16 protein-coding genes are annotated in these 20,670 nt (G+C 65.4%); 14 read left to right on the top strand and 2 right to left on the bottom strand.

The genetic code is table 11. The annotated features are described in order from the left end of the window. Positions 1 to 28: 28 nt before the first annotated feature. Complete coding sequence (locus AB0I77_RS04325; RefSeq protein WP_363280805.1) at positions 29 to 340, bottom strand: hypothetical protein; 312 nt, start codon at positions 338 to 340, stop codon at positions 29 to 31. A gap of 88 nt (positions 341 to 428) precedes the next feature. Further along, positions 429 to 626, bottom strand: coding sequence for a hypothetical protein (locus AB0I77_RS04320; RefSeq protein ID WP_363280804.1), 198 nt, complete (start codon positions 624 to 626; stop codon positions 429 to 431). Between the two features lie 1,309 nt (positions 627 to 1,935). On the opposite strand from AB0I77_RS04320, the gene AB0I77_RS04315 reads away from it, so the two are divergent. The 14 genes from AB0I77_RS04315 to AB0I77_RS04250 all read left to right on the top strand — a co-directional run bounded on the left by AB0I77_RS04315 (position 1,936) and on the right by AB0I77_RS04250 (position 20,666). Then, on the top strand, positions 1,936 to 2,889 hold the full coding sequence (locus AB0I77_RS04315; RefSeq protein ID WP_363280803.1) for a ParB N-terminal domain-containing protein: 954 nt from the start codon (positions 1,936 to 1,938) through the stop codon (positions 2,887 to 2,889). 126 nt (positions 2,890 to 3,015) lie between these two features. Further along, positions 3,016 to 4,974: a carbamoyltransferase C-terminal domain-containing protein gene (locus AB0I77_RS04310; protein WP_363280802.1), complete on the top strand. Its 1,959-nt coding sequence runs from the start codon at positions 3,016 to 3,018 to the stop codon at positions 4,972 to 4,974. 32 nt (positions 4,975 to 5,006) lie between these two features. Beyond that, positions 5,007 to 6,587 (top strand): AMP-binding protein, encoded by a 1,581-nt coding sequence (locus tag AB0I77_RS04305; RefSeq protein WP_363280801.1) that lies wholly within the window; start codon positions 5,007 to 5,009, stop codon positions 6,585 to 6,587. Between the two features lie 287 nt (positions 6,588 to 6,874). Continuing rightward, positions 6,875 to 7,339 carry a PhzA/PhzB family protein gene (locus tag AB0I77_RS04300; RefSeq protein WP_363280800.1) on the top strand — a complete coding sequence of 155 codons (465 nt, stop codon included), beginning with the start codon at positions 6,875 to 6,877 and terminating at the stop codon, positions 7,337 to 7,339. 16 nt (positions 7,340 to 7,355) lie between these two features. Further along, positions 7,356 to 7,976, top strand: a complete 621-nt coding sequence (locus AB0I77_RS04295; RefSeq protein ID WP_363280799.1) for an isochorismatase family protein — start codon at positions 7,356 to 7,358, stop codon at positions 7,974 to 7,976. Between the two features lie 106 nt (positions 7,977 to 8,082). Continuing rightward, positions 8,083 to 9,849 (top strand): chorismate-binding protein, encoded by a 1,767-nt coding sequence (locus tag AB0I77_RS04290; RefSeq protein ID WP_363280798.1) that lies wholly within the window; start codon positions 8,083 to 8,085, stop codon positions 9,847 to 9,849. Then, positions 9,846 to 10,697 carry a PhzF family phenazine biosynthesis protein gene (locus tag AB0I77_RS04285; protein WP_363280797.1) on the top strand — a complete coding sequence of 284 codons (852 nt, stop codon included), beginning with the start codon at positions 9,846 to 9,848 and terminating at the stop codon, positions 10,695 to 10,697. Before AB0I77_RS04290 ends, AB0I77_RS04285 begins: the two co-directional genes overlap by 4 nt. Beyond that, positions 10,694 to 11,344: a pyridoxal 5'-phosphate synthase gene (locus tag AB0I77_RS04280; protein ID WP_363280796.1), complete on the top strand. Its 651-nt coding sequence runs from the start codon at positions 10,694 to 10,696 to the stop codon at positions 11,342 to 11,344. The genes AB0I77_RS04285 and AB0I77_RS04280 overlap by 4 nt, the downstream gene beginning before the upstream one ends. Continuing rightward, entirely contained in the window at positions 11,341 to 12,411 is a 1,071-nt protein-coding gene (locus AB0I77_RS04275; RefSeq protein WP_363280795.1) for a hypothetical protein, read from the top strand. The genes AB0I77_RS04280 and AB0I77_RS04275 overlap by 4 nt, the downstream gene beginning before the upstream one ends. A gap of 132 nt (positions 12,412 to 12,543) precedes the next feature. Beyond that, positions 12,544 to 14,016 carry an FAD-binding oxidoreductase gene (locus AB0I77_RS04270; RefSeq protein ID WP_363280793.1) on the top strand — a complete coding sequence of 491 codons (1,473 nt, stop codon included), beginning with the start codon at positions 12,544 to 12,546 and terminating at the stop codon, positions 14,014 to 14,016. Positions 14,017 to 14,040: 24 nt separating this feature from the next. Then, positions 14,041 to 15,768: an ABC transporter ATP-binding protein gene (locus AB0I77_RS04265; protein ID WP_363280792.1), complete on the top strand. Its 1,728-nt coding sequence runs from the start codon at positions 14,041 to 14,043 to the stop codon at positions 15,766 to 15,768. Next, entirely contained in the window at positions 15,765 to 17,705 is a 1,941-nt protein-coding gene (locus tag AB0I77_RS04260) for an ABC transporter ATP-binding protein (protein WP_363280790.1), read from the top strand. The genes AB0I77_RS04265 and AB0I77_RS04260 overlap by 4 nt, the downstream gene beginning before the upstream one ends. Positions 17,706 to 17,782: 77 nt before the next feature. Continuing rightward, positions 17,783 to 18,166, top strand: coding sequence for a phosphopantetheine-binding protein (locus tag AB0I77_RS04255; RefSeq protein WP_363280789.1), 384 nt, complete (start codon positions 17,783 to 17,785; stop codon positions 18,164 to 18,166). Next, a complete protein-coding gene (locus tag AB0I77_RS04250; RefSeq protein ID WP_363280788.1) occupies positions 18,159 to 20,666 on the top strand; it encodes a beta-ketoacyl synthase N-terminal-like domain-containing protein in 2,508 nt (835 codons plus the stop codon). The genes AB0I77_RS04255 and AB0I77_RS04250 overlap by 8 nt, the downstream gene beginning before the upstream one ends. Positions 20,667 to 20,670: the final 4 nt, after the last annotated feature.

Below are 20,670 nucleotides of genomic sequence, written 5' to 3'. Positions count from 1 at the left end.
ACAAACGGGGGGAAACCCCCGTGCTGACTTAGCGCGGGTGATCGCCCTGAATTCCGTGCACGATCTTGGGTACCGCGAAGCTGACACGGATGTCGGCCGGTCGCCCGATCAATTGCGCGGCCCGGTTGATCGGCAGGTCGGCCACCGGACGCCGTTCCCACACCATGACGCCGCCCCAGCGACGGTGTTCGTGGTCGGCCAGCCAATACTTGGACAGCAGACCGGGACAGGACGACCAGTCGTCGCCGCCTTGAAATATGTCAGCCTCCATATCCTGCACGGACGGATCGCCCGGACCCAGGTCCCACCAAGAGACGATCATGATCGGTGTGCCGCTCATAACGCCAGGTGCGTCAGTCTGCATTCCCAGTGGCCTTGTCGGTGATTAGCGATTGACGAAGCTCGTGGTTCGGCGGTGGCGAGACCGCCTATTGCTCAGCGCCGATGACGCCGGCAATGGTCATGTCGGTGATGAAGACCGGGGAGGGCGGCTCGAATCCGTTGCTTTCGAGATGTGCGAGCAGTTCCATGATCTGGAGGGAGTCCAGAGGATCGTTGTCGGCAGTGCCGGGGAATAGCTGCCGAGCGAGATGGAGTGCGGCATCAGGGCTGTGCGATTCACTCATGCGGTCTCCTCAAATTCGATCGTGGGCGGTTCGAACCGTCGGCCGGTCAAGCTAGGGCGGATAGCTGAGTATGATCGATCTTCGCAGTCAAGGAGTCAGGGCGATGAACGTGGGTTGATGAAACGAGACGCGGCGCCTTTTTCGCGCGCGCGCTCACTGCGTCCACGATGGCCGAGGTACAGTCGATCTCACCCCGGGCATAATCCGTGTGCTTTCACGGTATGGCCGTCTTTATGGCCCACGCGAGCACTACGTCCGGACCGTGCGGCAAGGCTTCGCTCGATCTACGCGCAGGGGAACTCTGTGTGATGTGCCGTGAATTGCTCCGATCGCCGGAACTGGCCGCAGTGCAAGAGGATGCTGCTCACACACCATGCGGGTCAATGCAATGCGGACGGGCACAGGTTGGCCCTCTCGCTCACTGCCGTGCAACCGCGCAATCTCCGCGGTTGCACGGCAGTCGGCGGAACACCGAGGCAGGTGCCGCCCCGTCAGCCATACGAAGGGCCGCCGACGCCGCCCAGCGTCAGCCTGCGCACATCTGAGCCTCAGGACTGGGAGCGCAGCCGCCATCTGCATCGGCGCGCTGACCGCTCGGCCCGTCGGATCGCCAGCGACTTCGGTCTGCCCCCCGGACCGCGGTGCCGCTGAGATCAGAGGCCGCGGTTTGCGTCGGCGCACGTTTCGTTCAGGCCGTCGCGCAGGGCATTGCCTACCCGCTGCGCCTCGGCGCGCGGCTGGAGAACCCGTGGACAGCCGGCGGCCACCGTCTGCGCAGCTGCCCGCACGGAAACCAGGCGATGAGTCCATACTCGGCGGACATCGCCCTGCATCACTCCCAAAGGTTCGACATAGCCACGAACTCGACGGGTCGGACATAGGGGGGCGGTCTGCGTGCGGTGGCGCAACCCTTCTTCCGCATAAACCTTCCATAGGTGAAAGATCCACATATTTTTGTCGCGAGACGATTTCACACTCGCAACCGGTGCCCAGAAGCTCGGGGCCCCTTGCCAAGATCCCTCTTGCCAAGGCGCTGATTAATTGATTCACTGCTGCGGTCTCATCTTGGTGGCTCTATTCACTGCGGCGACTGACCGGGGAGGCCCGGGCAGCCGCCGCTGACTGTGGTCAGGTTCTGCTCACCACTCATGAGCTCTGCTGCAACCTTTACGGCAGAACCGACGGAGTCATTCACGGTGGGCGATACTCCCGAGCGGTCAAACGGAGGCAAGGTATGCCGGCGCGGAAGAACTCTGGAAGGCCTGACTCTGGATATTCGGACGGCAGCCGTCAGAACGTTCTTCCAAGAATGCCGTCCACCGTCATCAACGTAGCGATCAACCGACTGGTTTTGAATGATTCCCCTCGCTTGCTGGGGGAGGACGCAGCTCACGTACAGGTGATCGCCGAGGTGGAGGCGGACCTCCCGCCAATCCTGGTTCACCGAGAAACCATGCAGGTCATCGATGGAATGCACAGAGTGCGGGCCGCTATCATCAAAGGCCAGACAGTGATTGCGGCCCGCCTCTTCGACGGAGATGAAAAAGAAGTCTTCCTGCTTGCTGTCAGGGCAAATATCGAACACGGGTTGCCGCTCTCACTCACTGACCGCAAGGCCGCAGCAATGCGCATCATCGGTTCCCATGCTCATTGGTCGGATCGTGCGATAGCCGAGGCCACCAGCCTGTCGGCAAGGACCATCGCGTCCCTCCGACTGCGGGTGACTACTCAGTCTCCGCAATCGCAAGCCAGGTTCGGCCAGGACGGCAGGGTCCGCCCCGTCAGCAATATCGAGGGCCGGCGGCGAGCCGCCCAACTCATAGCCGAGAGACCGGACGCCTCGCTCCGTGAAGTTGCCAGAGATGCGGGAGTGTCTCCCAACACTGTGCGAAGAGTGCGTGAGCAGCTGCAGCGCGGCGAGGATCCTGCGGCGCTGCGGCTGAAGGTGGTAAAGGAAACGGGAGACGACCTTTCCACGTTTCCCAGTGTGCCGGCCGAAGCAAGTGTAGTGCCCACAGCACAAAGCTCAGTGAATTGGCATACTCTTTCGAAAGATCCAGCAATATGCCTCAGTGAAGCGGGGCGGTTTCTACTCCGAAGCCTCAGCTTGACCGCGGTTCCGCCTCAGGACTGGGAGCGCGTTCTTAAAACAGTTCCCAGTCACTGCACAGGCACCGTCTCGGCTTTAGCGCTCGAGTGTTCTCGGCTCTGGGAACAGGTGGCCAGAAATCTCGAGGAAAGCGAGAAGTCCCAATCCGGCTGAAGCCATGAGGGAAGCCGAGCCGCTCGAGTGCAGAGTTCTGTCACCGCATTCTGGTACGGCCAACGGTCATGCTCGAATGCGCAGTTCTCGACTCACCACTAAGCCGATGTGGAGATAACTAGCGAAATGGCACGCTATATTCTTGGGCTGAGCGGCGGCCCGTTTCGTGGGCATGAGACGTACGGAATGCCCGATATTTTCTTCCATGATGCGAGTGCCGTGATCCTGGCTCCAGACGGTGAGGTGCTGTGGGCCGCCGAGGAGGAGCGGCACAGCCGCGTCAAGAAGACCACCTTGTTCCCCGCGAACGCGGTCGCCGCCGGGATGCGGACGCTCGGGCTCTCCGCGAGTGACATCGATGCCGTCGGCTACTACTTCGATGAGCGGTTCTGTGATCAAAGCCTGAACGACATCTACTTCTGGCGTTCCGACATACCCCGCCGCACGACCCGCGAACTGCTCCACGAACGGCTCTCCGAGCTCAGCATCGCGGTTGCCGCGGCGGACATACAGTTCGTCGATCATCACTCCGCGCACGCCGCTGCAACTCAGCACGGGTCTGGTTGGACCGAGGACTCGCTGGTCGTCGTCATGGACGGTGGCGGCGGACGGGACTCGACGACTGCCTTCCTTCAGCACGACGGCAGTTTGCACCGTGTGGGCCGACTGCCCCTTGAGAAGTCGTTCGGCATGATGTACGCGTATGCGACGCACGCGCTGGGTTATCGCTGGGGCGACGAGTACAAGGTCATGGGTCTTGCGCCGTACGGCGATCCGGCTCGATTCACCCAGCTACTCGAGAGGGTCGCGCCGGCTGATCCTGTCAACGGCGTACGGCTCAACGCCGAAGCGTTCCGGCATGGGTTGCTCGAAAGTGGATGGAAGCTGCGGGCTGCTGAAGATCCGTTCGACCAGATCCACAAAGACTTCGCCGCCGCCGTGCAGCTGTGGCTGGAGACCAACGCCCTTCGGCTGATCAGGCACTGGCGCGACGAGACACGCACGACACGCCTGGCTTTTTCCGGCGGCGTCGCGCACAACTCAACGTTGAACGGCCGGATTCTGAACTCTGGACTCTTCGATGCGGTGTATGTACATCCAGCCTCGCATGATGCGGGTGCGGCGCTCGGCGCCGCACTCATCCGGCGAGGTGACTTCCGCTCACCGTCCCCGAGGCCGTTCAGCCCCTACCTCGGTACAGCGTACGACGTCGCGGACATCGAACGCGCGGCGGAAGCGTTCCGCCCACTCATTACGGTTCGTCCGGCAACCGACGCCGTGCGCGAGGCAGCCGCGCTGCTTGCCGACGAAAAGATCATCGGCTGGTTCCAGGGGCGCAGCGAGTTCGGGCCACGAGCACTGGGCAACCGCAGCATCCTGGCCGATCCGCGTCCGGCGGTGAACCGCGATCGCGTCAACTTCGCGATCAAGAGTCGCGAGGGATTCCGGCCGTTCGCTCCGGCGACCACGCCGGAAGGCGGCGACAAGTACTTCGACCTCGGCGGAGCCGACACGTCCTTCGCCTACATGTCGCACGTGGTGCCGGTGCGGCCGGAGTTCAGGACGTCATTGGGAGCCACCACCCACGTCGACGGGACCGCGCGCCTGCAGATCGTGGATGCTCAGCAGAACCCGCGATTCCACGCACTGATCGACGCCTTCGCAGAGTTGTCCGGGGTGCCGGTCGTGCTCAACACCTCGATGAACAACAGTCACGAGCCCATGGTCGAGACGCCTGTGGACGCGATCCGGCTGCTGCTCACGAGCTCGCTGGACGCGCTGATCCTCGAGGACCTTGTCGTGAGCCGGTCGGCGACGACGGACTTGGCGGACTTCACGATCGAGCTACCGGTGCATGTTCGGCTCGAATGGCGGCTACCGGAGCGGCAGTGGTTCCTGCTGGACACTGCGGCACGCACCTATCACCGGCAGCGGCGGATCAGCCCCGCGACGGCCGCCGTGATCTCAGAGCGATCGGCGATCACTGCCTCGGTCACCGACGAGACCCGCGAGTTGTGGCGGCTGCGCTGGATCGACGTCGTGAAGATCGGTGCCGCGACGTTGGGAACGACCAGCGCCAGGTGAGGAACGACACATACTCATGGAGGACCAAGCAGATGGTGCACGGACTGACCGACTGGCCCGCGGAAGTCGCCTCGAGGTACATCAAGGCCGGCGCGTGGCGGAATGAGAATCTCTACGAATGGCTGGTACGGGGCGCGGACAACTACCCGGAGTCGCTGATCTGCGACGGCGAACTGCGGCTGACGAGACCGGAGTTCGTCACCCTCGTCGACCGGATGGCGAACGCCCTGCACCGGGCCGACGTCCGGGCCGGCGACCACGTGGTGCTGCAGATGTCGAACGAGATCAGCGGACTGGCCTGCCTATTCGCCTGTACGAAGATCGGCGTCACCCCACTGCTGGCCATCCCGCAGCTCGGAACCCATGAGCTGCTGTCGTTCATCGACAGGATCGGTGCGACCACGCTGGTGGCCACCCCGGACTGCCTGGAGACCTGCCGTGCAGCCGCAGCATCGAGGCCGGCCGTGCGCAACGTTCTGAACACCGTCTCGCTGCTCGAAGACCCGGACACCGAACCAGAACCCAGGTTCCGACGCACAGCGTCGGACTCGGTCGCGGCACTGCTCGTGTCCGGAGGAACGACCGGCCTGCCCAAGATCGTCCCGCAGGTCCACCGGGCCTGGCTGTACCTGGGGCGGTGCGTGGCAGATCGCTGTCGCTTCGATCCGCGCAGCGTCTATTTGGTCGCGATGCCTCTCGCGCATGGGTGGGCGATGTGCAACGCACTCGCCATCCTCGACGCGGGCGGATCCTTGATCATCTCGCCGACACCGGCTCCGACGGTCGCTTTCAGCCTGATCGCGCAATACGGCGTCACACGCACCGGCCTTATCCCGCCTCTGGCGGCGCTGTGGACCGACGCGGCCGGGGGAACGCGCCACGACATTTCGTCATTGCAGACGGTGCTGATCGGCGGCAGCAATCCGTCGGCCGACGTGCTGAACGGATTCCGCAAGGCTCTGAACTGTGGCGTCCACCAAGGGTTCGGGATGACGGAAGGTTTGTGCGGCGTCCAGCCGCCGGACCTGCCGCACGACCAGATGCTTGCTGATCAGGGTGTTCCCCTTTCGCCCCTGGACGAGCTGATGGTGATCGACGATGCCGGGGATCCGGTCGGGCCCGGCCGGGTCGGCCAGTTGCTTACCCGCGGGCCTTACACGATTCGCGGTTACTACGACGACGGCTCGAGCAACTCCACGGTGTTCACGGCGGACGGCTGGTATATGAGCGGCGATCTCGTCCGTCTGGACCGTGACGGTGCGGTGTCCTTCGAAGGACGCATCAAAGATCAGATCAACCGCGGCGGCGAGAAGGTGTCGGAACGCGAGGTCGAGGAGCTGCTGCGCCGGCATCCCGGTGTCCGCGACGTTGCCGTGGTGGGAGCACCGGACGACCGGTTCGGCGAGGCGGTGGTCGCCTTCATCGTCGGTGACGAGTTGCGTCAGTCCGACGTCGCGGAGTTCCTCGTTGCCGCAGGGGCAGCCCGGTACAAGATCCCGACGACGATCCATCCGCTGACCGAGATTCCGCTGACGCCTGTCGGCCGGGTGGACAAGTTGGAGCTGCGGCGCCGAGCGGCGTGCCCGAACCCTATCGGCGGCAACCGTGAATGAGCCGAACCACGACCTGGTCCGGGAGCTGATGGCGTGGCACTTCGGACCGGATAGCTGAAAGGCACTCCTGCCGGGTACTGCCGGACTCGTTGGTCGTCAGCGCCGCGACCTGGGATCCGGAGCTACGCCGCCTGATCGGCGCCGCCCGCGGAATCCGGAATCTGTACTTCGGCGATATCCCGACCACTTGGGTCGATCCCCTGCAACCACACGACGGCTAACTGTCCGAGTTTCTCATGACGACCCACGGCTATCGCGAGTCATGACATCTGACGAAAGAAGACGACATGCTGCCTGACGAGGAGCGCGCTCGCAACCGCGACACCGTACGACGTTACCTCGCCTGCAAGGGCGAGGAGCAGCGACGAGCCCGCTACGAATTGTTCGCGGCTGACGGCCAAGCCGGCCTCTGGACGAGCGACAAGCCTGATCCGATCGCCACGCACGGAAAAGAGAAACTGCGGGACCACGGCGTCTGGTCCCTGCAGTGTTTCCCGGATTGGGAGTGGTACAACGTGCAGATCTTCGACACTCAGCACCCGACGTTCTTCTGGGCCGAGTGTGACGGGCGCGGTGGCATCCGGTTCGAGGGCTATCCGGACGGCCACTACGAGAATCACTTCCTTCACTCGTTCGAGTTCGACGCCGACGGCTTGATCCGCCGGCAGCGCGAGTTCATGAATCCGCTGCGGCAGTACGAGGCACTCGGCATCGCCGTACCGCACATTGTCCGGGCCGGTATCCCGACCTAGCGAGGGAGTGAACAGCATGCAGCCCATTCCAGCCTACGAGCTACCACGATTCCGGTCCGGTGGTCCCGGCGACCGGTGGCAGGTGGAGTCGCAAAGTGCCGCCCTGCTCGTCCACGACATGCAGGATTACTTCGTCAACGCGTTCGAGCCGCCACTGCGAACAGCATTGGTCGACGGCGTCGCCCGGGCGATCAGCTGGGCGCGCCAAGCGAAGGTCCCGGTGATGTACACCGCGCAGCCCGGCAGCATGTCTCCTGATGAGCGTGGACTCCTTTCGGACTTCTGGGGCACCGGCATGGCTCGGCGAGCCAACGACATCTCGATCGTCGACCGGGTCCGGCCGGACGGATCCGAGCCGGTCTTCACGAAATGGCGTTACAGCGCGTTCGTCGGGAACGGGCTCGAGTGGGCTTTGCGTCGACAGGGCATCCACAACCTGGTGATCGCGGGTGTGTACGCCAGCGTCGGCATTGTCGCGACTGCTCTCGACGCGTTCAACAAGGACATCCGGCCGTTCGTGCTGTCCGACTGCGTCGCCGACTTCGACGCCAACGGTCACACTGCCGCACTCGACTACGTCGCGCGGTATTCCGGCCGGGTGATCAACCTGAACGAGTTGAGCGCCAGTGCCAACTGACATCGCCGAAGTCGTCTCCGGTCACGACTACGCGCTCCTGCACCGGCCAGAGTCAGGTGACGACCGGGTGACCTGTCTGATTGGCAGCGCATCCGCATATGAGTCGGTGCGCTCGGCCACGTCGGCCGCACAGGCCCGGGACCTGCCGAGCCTCCTCCTGGTGCCGTTCCGCCAGCTGACCGAGCGCGGCTTCGACGTACTCGATGACGACGAGAAGCTGCTCCTGCTACCCGCCCGCGAGCTACACACGTTCTCGCCGGCCGACTTCGAGAGCCTGTCCGGCGGGGCGAAGCCCAAGGCCGAAAACGGCACGTTCCTGGACACCGACGCGGAGTACCGCGCAGTGGTGCAACGGATCATCACTGAAGAAATAGCCCATGGCGCTGGCTCGAACTTCGTTATCAAGCGCACCTATTCGGCCGAGCTCGACGGGGTCGACGATCTCGCGATGCTGACGGCGTTCGCTGATCTGCTCCGGAACGAACGCGGCACCTACTGGACCTTCTTGGTCCGGACCGGCGACCTGTATCTGATCGGCGCCACCCCCGAGCGTCATGTTTCAGTGAGCCGCCGGCGGGTGACGATGAACCCGATCTCCGGAACTGTTGCGCGGGGCATGGCCGACCCTGACACCGAGAAGGCGCGGCTGCTCGGTTTCCTTGCCGACCCCAAGGAAGCCGATGAGCTCTCCATGGTTCTGGACGAAGAGCTCAAGATGCTGGCCTCCTTGTGTGAACCGGGTTCCGTGTCGGTGACCGGCCCGGGTCTGCGGCATATGTCGCGGGTCACGCATACCGAGTTCACGATCGAGGGTACGACCGGTCGTCCGCTGGCTGACGTCCTCGTGCACACCATGTTCGCGCCGGCCGTGACCGGGAGCCCGATCCGTAACGCGTGCCGGGTGATCGCCCGGCACGAGCCGCACGGACGGTCGTACTACGCCGGCTATCTCGGACTGGTTGAGCCTGCGGGCGACTCGACGTACACCTTCGACTCGGCCATCAACATCCGTTCGGCACAGGTGCGGTGGCATGGTGACTCGTGGAGGATGCGCACCGATGTCGGAGCGACACTCGTACGCAACTCGTCCCCGCAGCGGGAACTGGCCGAAACACAGGCCAAGGCGGCCGCCATCCTGAGTGCTGTGTGTGCCGAGACGGTAGTGCCTGGCGATCTGGGACTGCGCCGGTTCGATCGCCCCGAGCCCCCCGCCGCGGACGATCCCGATCTGGTGCGAGCCATCGGCCAACGACGCACCGACATCAATCCGCTGTGGTTCGGGGCCACCGCTGAGTACGGTGCCGCCGCCCGGCGGGCGGTCCTGGTGGACGCTGAGGACGACTTCAACAGCATGCTGGCCCATCAGCTCAGCGCGTTTGGATATGACGTCGACATCGTGCCCAACGAGCACGCTGTCAGGGCGCTGGACGACGACACACTTCTGATCTTCGGCCCTGGCCCCGGCGACCCGTGCGACGAAAGTGATCCGAGGATCGCCGTCCTGGAGCAGGCGCTGACGAAGGCCCTGACGACTTCGAGGCCGTTTCTCGCGGTGTGCCTCAGCCATCAGATCCTCTGCCGCATCCTCGGCTTCGGCATCCACCGGCTCGCGGTGCCGAACCAGGGAACGGCCAGAAACGTGGACTGGTTCGGCAGCCGCAGACGTCTCGGCTTCTACAACGCCTTCGCGGCCACGTCCGGGAAGACGACCGGCCTGCGATACCCCGTCGAGGTCGCCACGGATTCCGCTGGAGACATCACCGGATTGACCGCGGAGACCTTCGTATCCATGCAGTTCCATCCCGAATCCGCCTTGAGTGTCGACGGTACGACCGTCCTGGCGGATGCCCTGGCCCGGCTGGAACGCCGATGATCCGTCACCCTTACCTCCTGATCGACGTCTTCGCGCGGTCGGCGTTCCACGGCAACCCGGTCGCGGTCTTCTTCCCCGAGATGGACCTGTCGGACCGGGTCATGCAGGCGATCGGGACCGAACTCAACCTGTCCGAGGTCGCCTTCGTGACGCCGACCGGGTTGCCGGCCTGTTTCCGGGCGCGGATCTTCACGCCAACCCAGGAGCTGCCGTTCGCCGGCCATCCGATGATCGGCATCCTGGCCGCTCTGCACACCCGGTTCGACGTTGCGGGCGACGTCACGGTTCGCGTTCCGCGCAGCGCGGTGACCGGATGGGTGGAGCCCCGAGGCAACGAGCTCTGGGCCGGATTCACTCTGCCGGTACCGCGGCCGTCTCCGGAGGAGATTCCGGCAGCCGAGATCGTCGCGGCACTCGGTGCCGCGAACATCGCTCCGATCGAGCTGTACGACGTCGGTGCCCGGCACCTCGTGATCGCGCTCGACAGCCTGGACTCCCTGCGGGACCTACAGCCGGATCACACCAGGCTGGCGAAGTTCCCCGACGTTGCCTTCAACTGCTACGCCGGCTCGGGGACGACGTGGCGTAACCGAATGTTCTCTCCGTCGTACGGCGTCGTCGAGGACGCCGCGACCGGGTCGGCCGCGGGTCCGTTGCTGGCGCACGCGTACACATACAGGGATGCGCCGACCGGTCGTCCGTGCCGGATCGAGCAGGGCGTTGAGCTCGGCCGGCTCGCTGAGATGCACGTACAGCTCGAACCCGCCGGCGACTCGCTGCAGTCACGGACCTGGGGCCAGTGCGTGACCGTCGGCAGCGGAACACTCGAGTATCCGGAGGACTGGTGAGCGCACAGCACGAGAGCTTGTCCGGGTTGCACGACGTTGCCTTTCCGGAGTGGGACAACGATCCGCCGCCGGAACCGTTGGAGTTGCTCTCCACATGGCTCGACGAGGCCGAACAGCAGGGCTGCGCGGAGCCACGCGGGGCTGCGGTCTCCACCGTCGACGAGAGCTTCAGCCTGTCCTCACGAATGATGACGATGGTTGAACTGACCGCTCGCGGGGCGGTATTCGCCACGCACACCACCAGCCGCAAGGCACACGACATCCGCGCGACGAAGTCCGGAAGCGCCTTGTTCTACTGGCGCGAGATCGGCCGGCAGCTGCTCGTCGCGGGGACCTTCGAGCTGGTCGACGAGCAGAAGTCGGAGTCTCTGTGGCGCAACCGGCATCCAGCTCTGCACCCGATGAGCAGCTTGTCCCGGCAGAGCGAGGTACTGACCGACCCCACTGAGCTGCGCGATCGGGTCCGCCTTCTCGAGGCCGACGCACCACAGCGACCGGCACTGATCGCACGACCGGCCAGGTATGTCGGATATGAACTGTGTGGCACGCACGTGGAGTTCTGGTCGAGTGCCTCCGACCGGCTCCACCGACGACTTTTGTACAAGTGGAGTGGAGGTCAGTGGTGCATCCGCAGACTCCAGCCGTGACGACGGGAGCACTCCCGCTGCGGCTCGACACCAGCCGCACCTGCTACCTCTACGCGGCGATCGCTTCGTCCGTCATGGGAACTCTCGGACACGTCGCGTGGCTCGAGGAGCGCATGCTGGCGACACGTGGCTGGTACAACGACCACGGCGGGACTTACACCGACTTCCCGCGGCTGGGTGAGTATCGCGACGTCCTGACCGAGGTGCTGTTTCGTCAGCACGAGATACCCGACAGCGAGAGCGCGGCGGAGCTGATCGTCGAGTCGATCCGCGCCGGTCGGTACCTCACGGTGTTCCTCGACCGATCACAACTTGGCCCGTTCTTCGGCCGACAGTCGCCGAGCTTCCCGCACGAGATCCTCATCTTCGGAGTAGATGCGGACCGCAAAGTGGTTGATTCGGTGGATTACGATGCCGCCGGACGCCTCGCCATATGCCGGTATCCGCTGGGAGCGGTGGCTGCCGCCATGCCGGACGTACAGAGCCTCAGCGCTCCCGGTGACGTCCTGTATGTCGCACAAGCCTTGTCGCCCGGTAAACCGCCTGTCCCGCGGGACGTCACCCGGGCGGCTGCCGCGGTTCAGGCGTTCGCCGAGGGGGCGGTTGTCCATCCGGGGGCGGTGCAGTGGTGGCAGCCTGCCAGCCTGCACCCTGTCCATGACGCCGAGTACCTGTACGGGTGTGATGTCATCGACCAGCGGCTGTGCCTGGACGATGCGTTCTCCAGCGCTGACATGCACCTGCAGAACGTGCAGCTGGTCTTCGAACAGGCGGTGGCCTGCCGGGAGCTGATCGCCAGATACATCGGCGCGGAGTCGTGCCCGGTGCTCGCCGCACACGATCAGGTCGTCCAGGAGATGCGGGCACTCAAGATGTCGGTGCTTGCCTATCGCCTCAAGGGCCTTCGATTGCGCAACGATCCCCGCCCCGATCAATGGAAGTCGGCGGTCCAGCGCTCGTGCGCGCACTTTGTCGAGGTCGTCGAATCGGCCGCGGGCAACGACGCTGCCGCCTTGGCCAGGAGCCACGCACTCAGGTGCCGGCTGGGAAGACCGTGCCGATCGTGACCACTCTGCACGCACACGCATCTGGGCCAGGAGATCTCGGGTGTTGTTGCCTACAGCATCGCCGTCGGCCGTCCGGCGGTCTCGACGGCGTTCCCGTACGCACGTCAACTGCTGGCAGACCACGAGATGTTGATGGTGCGAACTGACGACGCACGGGCTGCGGCCGATATCTTCATCCGGCTCGCTCTGGATCATGCCCTGACGCAGTCGGCGGGGCACGATCCTTGGCGCGCCGTGTTCGCCGAGTGGGTGCGCGCACGCACTCCCCGATCCAGAAAGGTGCCCGCGATGAGTGCCAACACGACCGACGCCGAATCACCTGTGGCGTACCACCCAGGCTCTGCCGAGTACGACGAGCACCGTGTCGGCTTCCAGTTGCGGGAGCAACATCAGCCGGCTCTCGTGGTGGCGGCACGGGACGCCGACGACGTCGTGGCGGCCGTCCGGCACGCCGCGGAGTCATGTATGCCGATCGCGGTCCAGGCCACAGGACATGGACTCGCCAACCCGCTCGCCGGTGAAGGTGTATTGGTGTCGACGCGAAGGATGGACAGCGTCGATGTCGACCCCGGTGCCGGCACCGCATGGGTGGGCGCTGGAGCGCGGTGGCGCGACGTGATCGAGGCCGCCGCACGCTACGGTCTGGCACCGCTGTCTGGGAGCATGCCCGGTGTCGGCGCTGTCTCCTACACGCTCGGCGGCGGCATCGGGCTCATGGCTCGTCGCTACGGCTTCGCCGCGGACCATGTCACGCGCTTGGAGCTGGTCACCGTCGACGGCTCCCTGCTGACGGTTTCGGAACACGAGGAGCCGGACCTGTTCTGGGCGCTCCGCGGCGGTGGCGGGAGCTTCGGCATCGTGACCGCGCTGGAGATCGCTTTGATGCCGGTCGCCAAGCTGGTCGGCGGCGGTCTGATGTTCGACCTGGGCGAGACGCCGGACGTGGTCGCCACCTGGTTGCACTGGACGGCGACAATGCCCCCGGAGATGACCTCGGCGATGACCACGCTTGAATTTTCCAATCGGCACATGGCCCATGTCCAGATCGCCTACCTGGGTTCGGCTGCGGAGGCCGACGAGTTGGTGGCCCCGTTGCGGGCGTTGAAACCTGCGTACGACGGTTTGCAGGAGATCCCGTACCGGCGGTCCGACACCGTCTTCAGTGAACCGGATCAGCCGCATGCGTATGTCGCCGACAATGTCCTGTTGCGGGCGATCGACGAGGAACACCTCCGCGACGCCATCGCCACCTCGGCGCCAGGCCGGTCGGTTCCCTCCATCATTTCGGTTCGTCATCTCGGTGGGGCGCTGTCCACTCCGCCGAGGGTGCCGAACGCAGTCAGCCACCGCGAGGCGAAGTACCTGCTGTGTGCGGTAGCCCCGACAACCAAGTCGAACGCGGCAAGTGCGCGGGCGCTGCAGGAGGAACTGTTGGCCGGCTGGTCCGGGACCGCCGTAGGCAGCTCGCCGAACTTCACTCTCGGACGACCCGACCAACGCGCCGCCGCAGAACTGTTCGACGCCGAGCGTCGTGACCGATTGCTGCAGCTGGCCCGTAAGTACGACCCCGCCGGACTGTTGCACCCCAGCTTCGTCATCGCCTGAGCACCTCCTACGAAAGGTTGACCGATGCGGCTGGTCCTTGCTCAGTTCGCCAAGCACCGATGGTGGTTCGCCGGCCTGATCGTCTTCCAGTTGGTCAGCGTCACCGCCACCTTGTATCTGCCGACGATCAATGCGGATCTGATCGACAACGGCCTCATGCGCACGGACGTCGGGCACATCTGGACGGCCGGCGGGTGGATGGTGGTCGTCAGTATCGTCCAGTTGCTGGCAGCGGCGATCTCGTCCTATGCCGGAACGCGCGCGGCCACAAACGCTGCGCACGACCTGCGGTCAGACGTCTACGACAAGATCGCTACGTTCTCCAGCCGGGAACATCAGGACTTCGGCACAGCGACGCTGATCACTCGCAGCACCGACGACATTCAGCAAGTACAAGCGTTCCTGCTCACCCTCGGCACAGTGGTGGTCGCCGCACCGATCACGATGCTGGGCGGCGCCTATATGGCGTTGCGTGCGGATGCTGGCCTGTCCTTCCTGATCGTCGTGGCAGTTGTCGTACTGGGTGCGGCGTTGGCGGTGATCCTTCGCTGGATGACACGGGTGTCGCGCCAGATACAGGACCGCCTGGATGCAATCAACCGGGTCATGCGCGAGCAGTTGATGGGTCTCACGGTGATCCGCGCGTTCACCCGCGAGCGCTTCGAGGCCGAGCGGTTCGGGCAGGTGAACAACGAACTGGCGGTGGCAACCCGGTCGATGGGGCGGCTGAACGGGACGTTCGTTCCGGCCGTCATGCTGATCACCGATCTTTCGATCTTGGCCGTGGTGTGGTTCGGTGGCCACCGCGTCGAGTCGGGACAGCTGCTGATCGGCGGTCTGACCGCCTACGTCACCTACCTGGGCCTGATCCTCGGGGCAGCCATGATGGCCGCCTCGGCGGTGATGATGTTGCCAAGGGTGACGGTCGCGGCGGAGCGTATTCAGGCGGTGCTCAACTCCACCCCTGTGCTCCGGCCATCGGGCGTACCCGCCGGCTCGATCCCGATCCGCGGTGAGTTGGAGCTGCGCGGCGTTGCGCTGCGGTACCCAGGCGCCGATGCTGACGTCCTGTCCGGCATCGACCTACGGGTTGAGCCCGGCGGCACGGTGGCGATCGTCGGATCGATGGGTGCCGGCAAGACGACCCTACTGTCGATCGTCGCGAGACTTCAGGCCGCGACATCCGGATCCGTCCGGCTGGACGGCGTTGATCTGCGCACCATCGATCCCACTGTGCTGCACAGTCAGCTCGCGATCGTTCCGCAGCGTTCGCTGCTTTTCAGAGGTACGGTCGCAAGCAATCTGCGGCTGGCCAAGCCGGACGCCACCGACGCCGAGCTCTGGAAGGCGCTGGAGGTCGCGCAAGGTCGCGAGTTCGTCTCCGCGATGGACGACGGACTCGAGTCACCGATCGCCCAGGGTGGAACGAACGTCTCCGGCGGCCAGCGGCAACGGCTATGCGTTGCCCGCGCACTCGTTGCCACCCCACGCGTCCTCCTTCTTGACGATCCGGTCTCGGCGCTCGATTCGGAAACATCCGCACGGCTGCTGGCAGCGCTGCGCACAGCCACGGCCGACGCGACCGTCCTACTGGTGTCGCAGCGGACTGCCGGTATCCGCAGTGCCGAACGGATCGTGGTGCTCCACGAGGGCAGCATCGTCGGCGACGGGACACATCAATCACTGATGGAAAGCTGTCAGACGTACCAGGAGCTGGTGGCTTCGCAGGAAGCGATCGGGGCATTGTCATGAGCCGCCGGGAGCGTGGTCAGCTTGAAGACGGCGCGAGCTTCGCCGCAACGTCGCGCCGACTGGCAGGCATGTTCCGCCAAGAGCGGGGGTCGGTGATCGGTGCGCTTGCTCTGGCTGTGTTCGGCGTACTGACCTTCCTGGTCGGCCCTCGGCTCTGGGGCAGTGCGATCGATGCAATTCTGGCCGGCACCCTGGGCTCTCGTTTGCCGACTGGACAGACCAAACAGGCCGCCGTGCAGGCGCTCCGCGATAGCGGCCGAAACAGCTTCGCGGAAATTATCGACAGGCTGAACGTTACGCCCGGGTCCGGCATCGACTTCGGTCATGTAGGACATCTACTGTTGATAGCCGCAGGTCTGTATTGCCTCGGTACCCTGGCGGGATTCGCCCAGCAGAGTATCCAGCACAATGCGATCGCCGGCGTCATGAAGACTCTGCGTCACGACGTCGAGGAGAAGCTCAATCGGCTGCCGGTCCGCTATCTCAACAGTTCTTCGCGCGGCGAGCTGCTGTCACGGATGACCAACGACATCGATAACATCGCGACCTCGCTCAGCCAGACGCTGACCCAGTTGCTCTTCGCCCTGCTCATGGTCGTCGGCGTACTGGCCATGATGCTGAGCATCTCACCACTGCTGACACTGCTTGCGTTGATCTCGGTACCGCTGACCTTCGCCGTCGGGACCGCGGTGGCGAAACGAAGCCAACGGGTATTCGGCGACCAGTGGCGACTGACCGGAGAACTCAACGCGCATATCGAGGAGTCCTACTCCGGCCACGAACTCGTCACCGTGTTTGACCGCGGAGGCGCGTTCCGCGAGACGTTCGCGAACAGGAACGCCGAGGTGAAGAAGACGAGCCATCGCGCGCAGTTCATGTCCGGCCTCATCGCCCCGCTGGTGCTGTTCATCGGAAACCTGAATTACGTCCTGCTCTGCGTCGTCGGTGCCTTCAGGGTGATCAGCGGGCAGCTGACCCTGGGCGAAGTCGTTGCGTTCGTCCAGTACTCGAGGCAGTACTCACAGCCACTCGGATCGCTCGCCTCGGTGTCCAACCTGATCCAGTCGGGTATCGCGTCGGCCGCCCGCGTGTTCGCCCTACTCGACGAGCCGGAGGAGGACCCTGGTAGCCAGGGACGGCTGCCGGTCGTTCGGCCGCGCCGGGTCACGTTCGAGCACGTATCGTTCGGCTACGACCGCGAGCCGACCATCAAGGACCTCGACCTGGTCGTCGAGCCAGGGCGGACCGCGGCGATCGTCGGCGCGTCGGGCGCCGGGAAGACGACCCTGATGAACCTGCTGATGCGGTTCTACGACGTTGGCAGTGGACACATCCTCGTCGACGGCACAGACATCACCTCAGTGTCACGGGACGCGTTGCGCTCCGAGATCGGGCTCGTTCCTCAAGAGCCGTGGCTGTTCGGCGGAACCATTCGCGACAACATCGCCTACGGGCAGGCGAATGCCACACTTGAGCAAGTCGAGCAGGCCGCTCAGGCCTGTGGTGTCAGCCACATCGTGAACGCTCTTCCACAAGGCTACGACACGGTGGTCGACGGTGCGGACGGACGCCTGAGCGAGGGCGAGCGACAACTGATCTGCATCGCGCGCGCGTTCATCGCTGACCCAGCCGTGCTGATCCTCGATGAGGCCACCAGTGCGGTTGATGCCCGCACCGAGCTCCTCCTGCAACGGGCGACCTCGCGGCTGCGGCATGGCCGCACATGCCTGGTGATCGCCCATCGGCTCTCCACCATCCGCGACGCCGACGTCATCGTCGTACTGCGGGACGGTCGGATCGTGGAGAAGGGAACGCACACGCAACTACTGCGAGCCGGCGGCGAGTATCACCGGCTCAGTCAGTACCAGTTTCACGAGCCGAGCGCCCTGTCAGCTCTGGACCCCGACCAGCTGAGTCATCCACCGGCTTCCCCGTGACAGCCATACCCAGAGCCCCTGGGCCCGCCGATCTTACGAATGACCGGCTCAGATCCACATCAAAGAAGGTAGGACCTGTGAGTGCACAGCCGATTCCCCCCTCTGACGGTGTCACGGATACCGAGCGGGTCCTGGCCGTCATCTGGTCCGAGGTGCTGCAAGTACCGCACGTCGGCGTGGAGCAGAACTTCTTCGACCTAGGTGGCCACTCCGTCCTCCTGCACATGGTCCACGATCGGATCGTCGCCCGTCTGGGCATGAACCCGCCCCTCATCGAGCTCTTCCAATATCCGACCGTCCGCGGCCTGGCGGCATACCTCGACGGGAACGCCCCGGGCTCGGAGTTGAGTGTCGGCCGTGGCGAGATGCTGCGCACCGACGGCCGGGCCAGGCTCGCCGGGAGGCGGGACGGGCGCATCCGCCGGCCGACCCTGTTCGGGGAGGGCGACGACAATGAGTGACCACGTCCGTGGCGAAGTGGCGGCCCTGCAGGACAGCGGGCAGCAAGAGGATGGCGGTTCATTCGTCGCCGTCATCGGCATGGCGTGCCGTTACCCCGGGGCCGCCAACCCTGAGGAGTTCTGGCACAACCTCGTGCAGGGCCTGGAGACCGTTACGCGCTTCCCCCGTCGGTCTGTTCCCGGGCCTGGCGGGCAGGCAGGTGCCGGGGAGTACGCCCCAGCAAGGGGGCTGCTCAAGGACCCCGAGTGGTTTGATGCCGGACATTTCGGCTTCTCGCCCCGGGAAGCCCGCATCATCAGCCCTCAGCACCGGATCTTCCTGGAATGCGCGCTGGAGGCGCTGGAGGACGCGGGCTGCGACCCGGAGCGCTTCCCGGGGGCCGTCGGCGTCTACGCGGGCAGCACCGACACCTCGTACGCGGATATCGTCCGTTCCCGCCGCGACGAGCTGCCCTTGGTAACGGACATGGAGGTCCTGGTCGGCAACGCGCCGGACTACCTCGCCTCCAGGGTCGCCTACAAGATCGGTCTGCGCGGCCCGGCCGTGGTTGTCCAGGCGGCGTGCGCCACCTCACTGGTCGCCGTCCACACCGCCGCGCAGGCGCTGCTGGCCGGTGACTGCGATGTGGCCCTCGCGGGCGGTGTGGCGGTCCACGTTCCCGCCAAGGCGAGTCCCTACATCGAGGGCGGCATCCTCTCCCGCGACGGCACCTGCCGCGCCTTCGACGCTGAAGCGGGCGGGACGGTGGGCGGCGATGGCGTTGGCATCGTCGTGCTCAAGCGCCTGTCCGAGGCGATCAGGGATGGCGACAGCATCCGCGCGGTGCTGCGCGGCTCCGCGGTGAACAACGACGGAGCCAATCGCATCGGCTACACCGCGCCCAGCATGGAGGGGCAGGCAGCGGTGATCCGCGAAGCGCAGCTGGTCGCCGGTGTCGATGCGGCAACTGTCGGCTACGTCGAGGCCCACGGCACAGCCACACCGCTCGGCGACCCCATCGAAATCGCCGCGCTGACCAAGGCGTTCCGCCAGGACACCGACCGCCGCGGCTTCTGCCGGATCGGCTCGGTCAAGACGAACATCGGCCACACCGACGCGGCCGCCGGCGTGGCCGGACTGATCAAGACTGTGCTCACCCTCCAGCATGGCGTCATCCCGCCGAGCCTCAACTTCACGGCCCCGAATCCACACATCGACTTTGAAGCGAGCCCATTCGTCGTAGCCACCAGCACCCGGGAGTGGCGGACCGATGAGGGCATTCCACGCCGTGCAGGGGTCAGCTCCTTCGGTATCGGAGGCACCAATGCCCACGTCCTGCTTGAGCAGGCTCCCGAGCCGGCGACCACGGACCCTGTGCAGACCTGGCAGCTGCTTGTGCTGTCGGCCCGCACGCCGGCAGCCCTGGATGCAATGACCGACCGGCTCGTCGCCCATCTGCGGGCGCATGCTGGGGAGCTGCCGCTCGCCGACGTTGCCTGGACGCTGCAGACCGGGCGCCGCGAACACGCCTGCCGCAGATTCGCGGTGGTGCGCGATGCCGACGACGCCCTTCGCGTCCTGACGGGCCTCGACCCGGGCCGGTTGATCGACTTCGAGGAGCGAGAGCCGGCCCGGCAGGTTGCCCTTGTCTTCCCCGGCACCACCGACTCCTCCCGGACGCGCGATCTGCGCGCGACGCAGCCGGTGTTCCTCCGGGCCGTGGAGGAGTGCTTGAGTGCCGCCGGCGCGGAGGACGTCCCTGCGGAACTCGACGTCTTGGCCACCGAGCTTGCGCTCGTCCGACTCTGGCAGTCCTGGGGTTTGCGCCCGGCGGCCGTCGCAGGCAGCGGCGCCGGGGCCGTGGTGGCGGACGTCGTAGCCGGAGTCTGCACAGTGGAGGAGGCGGTCCGCCGGACTATCACCGGAGCCACGGTCGAACTCCGCACCCCCAGGATCCCCGTGCTCGAGCAGGCACCCGGGCCCGGAGAGGCAACGGACCACCTCTGGATGCCCGTGTTCCCGGAAAGCGGTCGGCAGGACGCGCTGCCCGCCCTGCTGGATGCCGCCGGTCGCCTCTGGCTCGCCGGGACCACCATGCGCTGGGAAGGGCTCCATGCAGGAGTGAGGCAGCGCCGAGTCCCGCTGCCGACCTATCCGTTCGAACGGCAACGGTACGTCGTGGAACCGCACCCATCCGCACCGCCCCGGACCCAGGTTCCCGCGCCCCTTGCTGACGGTCCGCCGACCGAGAGGGCAATCGGGGCGCCGTCCGACCGCTCGGAGGGCTCCGTTTACCCGGTCGTCGCGGATCTGTTCGCCCAGACGCTTGGCCTGGAGGCTGTCGAGCCCGAGGAGAGCTTCTTCGACCTGGGGGGCGATTCACTCATCGCCACCCAGCTGCTGAGCCGCGCCCGCGAACTCTTCCCCACTGCCCAACTCGACGCCGCTGTCATTTACGAGGCACAGACCCCCGCAGAGTTCGCAGAGTTGATCGACAAACAGACGGCTCTGGCGCCCTGAGAAG

This window comes from Streptomyces sp. NPDC050619 (assembly GCF_040654815.1).
Lineage (GTDB): Bacteria > Actinomycetota > Actinomycetes > Streptomycetales > Streptomycetaceae > Streptomyces.
The sequence above is the reverse complement of the archived record's forward strand: the minus strand, read 5'-3'. Positions and strand labels throughout refer to the sequence as shown.

What these genes read in the sequence shown, in the direction of transcription:
- AB0I77_RS04310 (WP_363280802.1), top strand. Translation starts at nt 3,016, where the DNA reads ATGGCACGCTATATTCTTGGGCTGAGCGGCGGCCCGTTTCGTGGGCAT.
- AB0I77_RS04265 (WP_363280792.1), top strand. Translation starts at nt 14,041, where the DNA reads ATGCGGCTGGTCCTTGCTCAGTTCGCCAAGCACCGATGGTGGTTCGCC.
- AB0I77_RS04320 (WP_363280804.1), bottom strand. Translation starts at nt 626, where the DNA reads ATGAGTGAATCGCACAGCCCTGATGCCGCACTCCATCTCGCTCGGCAG.
- AB0I77_RS04295 (WP_363280799.1), top strand. Translation starts at nt 7,356, where the DNA reads ATGCAGCCCATTCCAGCCTACGAGCTACCACGATTCCGGTCCGGTGGT.
- AB0I77_RS04285 (WP_363280797.1), top strand. Translation starts at nt 9,846, where the DNA reads ATGATCCGTCACCCTTACCTCCTGATCGACGTCTTCGCGCGGTCGGCG.
- AB0I77_RS04260 (WP_363280790.1), top strand. Translation starts at nt 15,765, where the DNA reads ATGAGCCGCCGGGAGCGTGGTCAGCTTGAAGACGGCGCGAGCTTCGCC.
- AB0I77_RS04305 (WP_363280801.1), top strand. Translation starts at nt 5,007, where the DNA reads ATGGTGCACGGACTGACCGACTGGCCCGCGGAAGTCGCCTCGAGGTAC.
- AB0I77_RS04270 (WP_363280793.1), top strand. Translation starts at nt 12,544, where the DNA reads ATGGTGCGAACTGACGACGCACGGGCTGCGGCCGATATCTTCATCCGG.
- AB0I77_RS04325 (WP_363280805.1), bottom strand. Translation starts at nt 340, where the DNA reads ATGAGCGGCACACCGATCATGATCGTCTCTTGGTGGGACCTGGGTCCG.
- AB0I77_RS04300 (WP_363280800.1), top strand. Translation starts at nt 6,875, where the DNA reads ATGCTGCCTGACGAGGAGCGCGCTCGCAACCGCGACACCGTACGACGT.
- AB0I77_RS04250 (WP_363280788.1), top strand. Translation starts at nt 18,159, where the DNA reads ATGAGTGACCACGTCCGTGGCGAAGTGGCGGCCCTGCAGGACAGCGGG.
- AB0I77_RS04315 (WP_363280803.1), top strand. Translation starts at nt 1,936, where the DNA reads ATGCCGTCCACCGTCATCAACGTAGCGATCAACCGACTGGTTTTGAAT.